Origin of the sequence: Kitasatospora sp. NPDC092286, from assembly GCF_044755565.1 — a bacterium.
Taxonomy (GTDB): domain Bacteria; phylum Actinomycetota; class Actinomycetes; order Streptomycetales; family Streptomycetaceae; genus Kitasatospora.
The window spans coordinates 1-7395 of sequence record NZ_JBIVRD010000089.1; the positions used below are offsets into that span (position 1 = coordinate 1).

8 protein-coding genes are annotated in these 7395 nt (G+C 67.6%); 5 read left to right on the forward strand and 3 right to left on the reverse strand.

Annotated elements, in window-relative coordinates:
- The first annotated feature begins 192 nt into the window (after nt 1–192).
- A complete protein-coding gene (locus tag ACIQIB_RS38990) occupies nt 193–1845 on the forward strand; it encodes a ricin-type beta-trefoil lectin domain protein (RefSeq protein WP_400764162.1) in 1653 nt (550 codons plus the stop codon).
- Nucleotides 1846–2401: 556 nt separating this feature from the next.
- Entirely contained in the window at nt 2402–2638 is a 237-nt protein-coding gene (locus tag ACIQIB_RS38995) for a hypothetical protein (protein ID WP_400764145.1), read from the forward strand.
- A gap of 81 nt (nt 2639–2719) precedes the next feature.
- Here ACIQIB_RS38995 and ACIQIB_RS39000 read toward each other — a convergent pair whose 3' ends face one another.
- A complete protein-coding gene (locus ACIQIB_RS39000; RefSeq protein ID WP_400764148.1) occupies nt 2720–2986 on the reverse strand; it encodes a hypothetical protein in 267 nt (88 codons plus the stop codon).
- A 230-nt stretch (nt 2987–3216) separates the two neighbouring features.
- Between ACIQIB_RS39000 and ACIQIB_RS39005 the strand changes: the two genes are divergently transcribed.
- Together ACIQIB_RS39005 and ACIQIB_RS39010 are read left to right on the forward strand one after the other, a co-directional pair.
- Nucleotides 3217–3636, forward strand: coding sequence for a hypothetical protein (locus tag ACIQIB_RS39005; RefSeq protein WP_400764150.1), 420 nt, complete (start codon nt 3217–3219; stop codon nt 3634–3636).
- A gap of 115 nt (nt 3637–3751) precedes the next feature.
- Nucleotides 3752–4351, forward strand: a complete 600-nt coding sequence (locus ACIQIB_RS39010) for a hypothetical protein (protein WP_400764153.1) — start codon at nt 3752–3754, stop codon at nt 4349–4351.
- A 221-nt stretch (nt 4352–4572) separates the two neighbouring features.
- On the opposite strand, the gene ACIQIB_RS39015 is transcribed toward ACIQIB_RS39010, so the two are convergent.
- On the reverse strand, nt 4573–5067 hold the full coding sequence (locus tag ACIQIB_RS39015) for a hypothetical protein (protein ID WP_400764155.1): 495 nt from the start codon (nt 5065–5067) through the stop codon (nt 4573–4575).
- Nucleotides 5068–5201: 134 nt separating this feature from the next.
- Nucleotides 5202–5984: an isoprenyl transferase gene (locus ACIQIB_RS39020; protein WP_400764158.1), complete on the reverse strand. Its 783-nt coding sequence runs from the start codon at nt 5982–5984 to the stop codon at nt 5202–5204.
- A gap of 385 nt (nt 5985–6369) precedes the next feature.
- Between ACIQIB_RS39020 and ACIQIB_RS39025 the strand changes: the two genes are divergently transcribed.
- Nucleotides 6370–7395, forward strand: a 1026-nt coding sequence (locus ACIQIB_RS39025) for a trypsin-like peptidase domain-containing protein (RefSeq protein ID WP_400764160.1), incomplete at its 3' end; no start/stop codon positions are given.

Consider the following 7395-nt stretch of genomic DNA (forward strand, 5'->3'; position numbering starts at 1 on the left):
GCCCCGTCGACTATGAACGGCAACACGCCACGAGCGTCATTAACCTGGACTTGGTCGCATAACAGGCAAGTGTCTACAAAATAGGGCAAAGCCCGTACCACCGCGATCCGTACCGGCGTCTCCGGCACCGGTACGGCCTCGCTGAGCTGGAACAGCGAGGGCAAGCTGGCGAGTTACACCGCCCCCGGCCAGATCACCGGCAACGGCGGCAAGTGCATCGCCACCGCCGGCGGCAGCAACGCCAACGGCACCAGCCTGCAGATCAACGCCTGCTCCAGCGGCGGCAGCCAGCTCTACACCGTCGCCAACAACCGTCTCGTCGTCCTCGGCAAGTGCGTCCAGGCCATGGGCACCACCGCTGGCTCGGCCGTCCAGACCCAGAACTGCGACAACTCCGCCGCACAGACCTGGACCCCGCGCGCCGACGGCACCCTTCACAACCCCGCCGCCAACCGCTGCCTCGCCATCCCTGGCGATGTCACCACCAGCAACACTGTCCTGGTCCTCGGCGACTGCGCGAGCACCGTCCCGGCCGGGCAGAAGTGGACCGTCCCCAACACCACCACCACCTACCTCTACGACGCGGACGGCAACCAGCTCATCCGGCGCAACCCCGGCACCAACACCATCAACCTTGGCACCGACGAACTGACTGTCGACACCACGACCAAGGCCCAGACCGGCACCCGCTACTACCCCGTCCCCGGTGGACTCACCATCGTCCGCAAGGGCGCGGGCACCGCCCCCGGCAGCTTCGTCGTCCAGGCCGTCGACCACCACGGCACCGGTACCGTGAGCATCGACCTCACCACCTCAGCCGCCACCCGCCGCCCCACCGACCCGTTCGGCAACCCCCGCGGCAACCAGCCCGCACCCGGCAGCTGGCTCGGTGACAAGGGCTTCGTCGGCGGCACCAAGGACGACACCACCGGCCTCACCAACCTCGGCGCACGGCAGTACCAACCGACCACCGGCCGCTTCATCAGCCCCGACCCCGTCCTCGACCAGTCGAGCCCACAGCAGTGGAACGGCTACGCGTACAGCAACAACAACCCGGTCGACCGCTCCGATCCCAACGGTCTCAAGTCAGAGGAATGCGGCACGCTCTACCAGTGCGGTTCGGCCGGCACCATTACGATGAAGAACGCCGCTGAGACCACCGCGAACCGCGTGCCGGAAAACGTGATCCAGCGGCAGATCGAGTCGACATCGTACCGGTACGTCGGAATAGTTTCAGATTCTCTGGAGATAGCGGAGATGAAGAAGCGGGCCCGGCGCAATTACGGGCTTGATCAGTTGGATAAGTACAAGGCGAAGACTCGATACCCTTACAAGTGGGACGCGAATGGGAAGCACAAGCTTGAAAAGGGGCCTGACGACGTTGCCGCCCCTGCGGAGATCAAGTTGTGTGGAGATCGCCCGGTGGAGTGCGCCGGAGCATTCGCCATCAAACTGCAGGCGGATGACCTCAGGCACAAGGAGTTCCCTGAGATCCCCATGAATACGGATACCGACGAGACCAACGCATTCCATCACGCTGTGTGGCAGGCGCTTCTCGCGTACAACTATGGATCTGATTCTGCCTGGGAGTGGGCCGATGCCCATGAGGCCTTCCATGCGAAGAAGGACCAAAAGGACCACATTGCGGATCTTGTGAACAATGTCAAGGGCCGGGCGATCGGCGAGGAGGCGCGCAAGAAATTCGGACAAGGTCCGTTCCTTTCGGCCGATAATATTCAGAAGCAACAGGACGCGACGAATTTCATCGTAGATATGGCCAGGAAGTACCTGGCTGACGGGGACTACGCTCGGCGAAGCGATTTCGATGACTGGGAGCGTGGCTAGACCCGAGTAGCTGGCCAGTCGGGCGGCGATGGCAGCGGCGAGATATTTCTGAGGTGGCCTCGCCGCTGCCTTTCCCCTTGGCGGCAAGTGCTGGCGCCTGACCGTGCTAGCCTTATCCGGAAATTCCAGGCGGAGGATTTTGTGAAGAGACGGCGACTTATCTGGTCCAGTGCGCTCTGTGGACTCCTGGCTATTTTTGTGGGAAGCCTGGTCGCATGGATAATATTCCGACCTTCGGTCTATCCTGATGTGGCTGACCCGGTCGGCCGATGGAGCGGCGGGACAGCGGGCCTCGAATTTCGTTCAGACGGGAGCCTGGGGGCATCCTCGGTGCCTGCCTATGTGTGCAACAGTACTGCGGCTGACCCGGCACGGCCAACGGAATTGGAGGGGGGATGGGAGAAGGCGTTCCTGGACGATGCCGGTCGGGGCGTCTACGTCGAGGCGACCCGGAAGGACGGGGGAGGCGATTGTTCGATCTGGTTGACAGCTACTAATGGAGGGAAGGACCTCTGGCTTCTCTCGTCCCCCGGGTTCGTCATGAGGAAGGTTTAATATGTCGGGGGTTTCCAGCTCCCTTGTGCAGGGCATCGACGAGTACGATGCGGCTGGTAGCATCACGAATATCGCTGACTCCGGTGGTAACAAGGGTCCGTGTGGCAACAGCAACCCGGTCGACTGCCTTGGCCCCAACGGCCTCAAGCCCGAGACATTCGGCATGCTTTACCAGTGCGGCTCGGACAGCACCATTCCGGCCTGGCCGGCTGACATGACCTTGAGTTGCCTGCGCTAGTGGTGCGCGGCCTGTGGCGGAAACCTCTGGTGGACGCCGCAGGCCGTGCGATGTGTGAGCCGGCTATTTCGGCCTGGTCCTTCAGGCCTGTGCGGACGGGCAGACGTTTTCCCCAACCGTGGACACAACGAGCTTGCCCTGTTCCTTGGTGAGGGAAAAACTCCCGTCGCCCGCATAGGCCGACATTGTTGTAGCAAGAACGCTTTTTTCGTCGGACCCCTTACTTATTTCATGGCAGACCAGCAGGGCGTTGGTCCCCGAACTTGTGTCGTCCAGTTCGGGATGGATTTCTCTGAGGGACGTGATCAGCGTGGAGACGCTGGCCGGGTCGGGGGTGGGCCACACCATGCCGGAAGGTGCAGTGGTGGCAGCCGGGGGCACGTTCGGGGCAGTGCTCGGGTCGGCATGGCCGGGGGAATCGTAGATCCACGCGGCCCCGGCGATGGCTGCTGCTGCCGTCAGGGCGGTCGCGAAGGCGACGAGGGCCTGATAAAAGCGAGAAGGGCATAGGCGGCATACTTCCAGGACCTGTGAGGCGAGCGGTAGGCGGCCTCGGAACCGAGAGAGGGGACAGCTGGGTGGCTCCCGGACTGAAGCGGGTGGTTCTGCTGGCGACGGCGCTGGCGCTGGTCGGTGCTGTGGTGGTCGGGTGGCGGGCGGCGAAGTCGTTCGACGATCCCGAGCTGGAAGGCGCCTGGCGGAACGGTTCCTTCCTGCTGGAGCTCAAGGGTGACGGAACCATCGGCGGATCGTTGATACCGGCCAGTGTCTGCAGTCTCTCGGACAGTTCCCCGGTGGATGAGGTCACCGAGATCGACGGCTCCTGGAAGGAGGAGTTCTTCAACGATGCCGGAAACGGTGTCCGTATCGACGCGATGCGGAAGGACGGACAGGGCAGGTGTTACTTCTGGATGTCCTATCTGAACTACGCCGACAGCACCGAGTTGGGGTTCACCTATCTTCGCTCTCCGGTGGAGACGCTCGTCAAGTCGTCCTGAAGTGACTGACGGAGGCCGCAGACTGGGCAAACCGGTCTGCGGCCTCCGCGCGTCTGCCTCGGTCCACCCCGTGCGATCATGTCGAACCGGTTCAAGGCGAGGGGGACTTGCCGCGATGGCGGACGGCATCCGGGCGGAGGGCGGGCGGGCTGGGGGCGGGCCCGCGGACGTGGTCGTCGACATCGTGCCGGGGGCGTACGAGGAGGTGGCCGGGAGCCGGGGCTGGGGGTGTGTGCTCGTCAGGTGCGGGCTGCCGGCGCCGGCGGGTGTCACGGTGGTCGCCGGCTGCCTCGCCATCTGGGCCGGGCTGCTCAGCAGCCCGTGGCGGGACGACCCCGACCACGTGGACGACCCGCGGGCCTGCGCGCCGTCCACGGTGGAACTCGGTGACGCGCTGGCGCACTTCGGCCTGACCCTGCCGGACGGGGCCGCGAACGTCCGTTTCCAGTCGGGGCACGGCATGGCCGAGCGGGACCTCACCGTCGGCTTCGACCTGCCGGAGACCGAGGCCAAGGGCTACCTGGTCCGCTCGCACCTGCCGGCCGCGACCCGCCCCGGTGTCTCGATCACCGGCTGCGTGGCCGACGAGCCGTCGCCGGACCTGACCCGGGTGGGCTCGGAGCCGCGTGACGAGCAGTACTGGCAGATCGACGTCCAGGTGGCTCCGGCCGGGCCGGGCATGTCCCGGGTGGGCGTGCGGATCTCGGACCTCTGACGGGCCGCCCGGTCGGCGACGCGGGACGATGTCCGCTGGACCGGGTGCGCGGCCGTACCAGGGGCTGACGAACGGTAGGGGAGCGGGGAGATTCCCCGTGGAGCGGAGGACGAAGGCCGACCGTGGTTGCGGGCCCACGGCCGGCCTTCGCGTTCGGGGGCACCGTTGCGGGGTGCACGGGGGTGCCGCGCGCCCGTTGTCCGGGGCGCGGTACGGGTGGCTCAGGGGCCGGGCTTCCAGCGGTAGAGCTGGGAGCCCCAGGTGTAGATGTAGGTTGAGTCGACCCCGAACAGGGCGCTCTTCGACCGGGTGGGCCGACCGGCGGTGTCGGGGGTGAGGGTGGTCGTCACGTTGTAGGCGCCGATCCGGGGGGACAGGCACATCCTCCAGGTGTACCCGTCGGTCGGAAGCTGGACGTCCTCGGCGGGGGAGTTCCCGCCCGGCGTCAGCAGGCTCCAGGCGTAGGTGCCGACCTCCAGCTGGACGTGGCGCTGGACGCACTTCTCCGGCGGCGTGACGGGCGCGGGGAGCGGCGTCAACTGCGCGTAGTCGTCAAGGAATTCACGGTCGGCGGCGGAGGCCGAGGTGGCGAACGGGCCGAGCGCGAGGGCGAGGACGACGACGGGCAGGGCGAGGAGTCGGGGCAGCCGGCGGGGCCTGCGTTCCTCCGGGGCGGCGATCGCGGCGACGGTGAGGGAACGGGGCGGACGGGCCATCGACGACACTTCCTTCCGAAGGAATTGGTCTGGACCGATTCTTCTTCGGAAGGTGATCTCCGGGCTATCCCCGAACTCTGGGATACCGGGCGCGCACCCCGCCCGTCACCTCGCCCCGTCGCCCCGCCTCCGCGCTACCTGCCGAAGCGCCGTTCGCGGCCCGCGTACGAGCGCAGCGCGCGCAGGAAGTCGACGCGGCGGAAGGCGGGCCAGTAGCAGTCCACCCAGTGCATCTCGGCGTAGGCCGACTGCCAGAGCAGGAAGCCCGACAGCCGCTGCTCGCCCGAGGTGCGGATGATGAAGTCGGTGCGGTCCCCGGCCGAGGAGTAGAGGTGCCGGGAGATGTGCTCCTCGTCGAACCGCCCGACCAGCTCGACCGGGTCGCCGCCGGCCGCGAGGTGCTCCTCGAAGGCGCTCTTCACGGCGTCGACGATCTCGCGGCGGCCGCCGTAGCCGACGGCGACGTCGACCTTCAGTCCGCCGCGCCCGGCCGTGCCGGCGGCCGCCTCCTTCAGCACCCGGGCGGTGTCGCCGGGCAGCAGGTCGAGCGAGCCGATCACCTGTACCTCCCAGGGGCGGCCGGTCGCGGAGATGTCCCGGACGGTCTCCTCGATGACCTCGATGAGCGGGCCGAGTTCGTCGGTGGGGCGGCCGAGGTTGTCGTCGGAGAGCATGAAGAGCGTCACGTGCCCGATCCCCGCCGCCGCGCACCAGCCCAGGAACTCCGTCGCCTTGGCGCCGCCCGCCCGGTACCCCTCGCGGACGTCGTCGTGGCCGGCCTTCCGGGCCCAGCGCCGGTTGCCGTCGAGCATGATCCCGACGTGCTGCGGGCGCGGCAGGCCCGCCAGCGTGCTGGCCAGGCGGCGCTCGTACACCGCTTCCATCGGCCGGCGGAGCACCAGCGGCAGCAGCCTCATGAACCGTCTCCATCCATCGCGCGAGTCCGCCGTCGACGGTACCAGCGGTTCACCGAGTGTCCTGTCGGCAGCGGGGGTTGGGGTCGGGGTGGCCGGGGCGACCGGGGCGCGCCCGTGGGGAAGGCGCTGTGCGACGCGTCCACGCGCCCCGGCGGGGCGAAGGCCGGGAGGCGCGACTCTCCCGGGCCGGGGTTGTCGGCACCGGCGGTGCGGGTATCTGAAGGTGACGGCCCGTGAGTGGCCGGCCTCCGGGGTCCGCGGGTGCGGAATTTCGGCCGCGAGTTCTGTCTGAACGGTTGCTCTATTGAAGTGGCCATGGCATTTTCGTGCGGCGCGGGCGTCCGTGACCGATCGTGCGCCCCGCCAATCCCCCACAAGGAGAGCCATGTTCAGGAGACTTGTCGCCGTAGCCGGTGCCGGCGTGGTGGTCGCGGGTGCGCTGACCTGCGCCGCCGCCCCCGCCCAGGCCGCTCAGGCGGTGCAGGCCGGCGATCTGACCTCCACCATCGCGCTGAGCAACTGCTCGGCGTCACTGGTGCGTTACCCCTCCTCGGTCGACACCGACCGGGCCCTGATGCTCACCAACGGCCACTGCCTGCCAACGATGCCGTCCGCCGGCCAGGTCATCCAGAACACCAGCGCCAGCCGGAGCGGCACGCTGCTCGGCGCATCCGGTGCGTCGCTCGGCACCGTCCAGGCGGACAAGGTGCTCTACGCGACCATGACGGGCACCGACGTCGCCCTGTACCAGCTGACCGACACCTTCGCGTCCATCGGCACCAAGTACGGTGCGACCGCGCTGACGATCAGTGACACCCACCCGGTCGACGGCTCCTCGATGTTCATACCGTCCTCGTACTGGAAGCAGACGTGGAACTGCTCCATCAACGGCTTCGTCGGCACCCTGCGCGAGGACCAGTGGACCTGGCACGACTCGATCCGCTACAGCTCCGGCTGCAACACCACCCACGGCACCTCCGGTTCGCCGATCGTCGACGCCGCCACCAGGAAGGTCGTCGGCATCAACAACACCGGTAACGACGACGGTGCGATGTGCACGCTCAACAACCCGTGCGAGGTGGCGGCCGACGGCACCACCACGGTGACCCAGGGCCAGAGTTACGGCGAGGAGACCTACTGGTTCACCACCTGCCTCGGCACCGGCCGCGTCATCGACCTCAACGTCAGCGGCTGCCTCCTCACCAGGCCGGCCGGCAGCGGCTCCGTCTCGGTGACCAACCCGGGCAACCAGTCCACCGCGCTGAACGGCTCGGCCAACCTGCAGATCACGGCCACCGGTGGCACCGCGCCGCTCGGCTACTCGGCCACCGGGCTGCCGACCGGCCTGTCGATCAACGCCTCGACCGGCAGGATCACCGGCACCGCCACCGCCGCCGGCACCTACAACGTG

Coding starts and splice junctions, on each gene's coding strand:
- ACIQIB_RS39015 (WP_400764155.1), bottom strand. CDS start 5,067: ATGGCCCGTCCGCCCCGTTCCCTCACCGTCGCCGCGATCGCCGCCCCG.
- ACIQIB_RS39020 (WP_400764158.1), bottom strand. CDS start 5,984: ATGAGGCTGCTGCCGCTGGTGCTCCGCCGGCCGATGGAAGCGGTGTAC.
- ACIQIB_RS39010 (WP_400764153.1), top strand. CDS start 3,752: ATGGCGGACGGCATCCGGGCGGAGGGCGGGCGGGCTGGGGGCGGGCCC.
- ACIQIB_RS38995 (WP_400764145.1), top strand. CDS start 2,402: ATGTCGGGGGTTTCCAGCTCCCTTGTGCAGGGCATCGACGAGTACGAT.
- ACIQIB_RS39000 (WP_400764148.1), bottom strand. CDS start 2,986: ATGGTGTGGCCCACCCCCGACCCGGCCAGCGTCTCCACGCTGATCACG.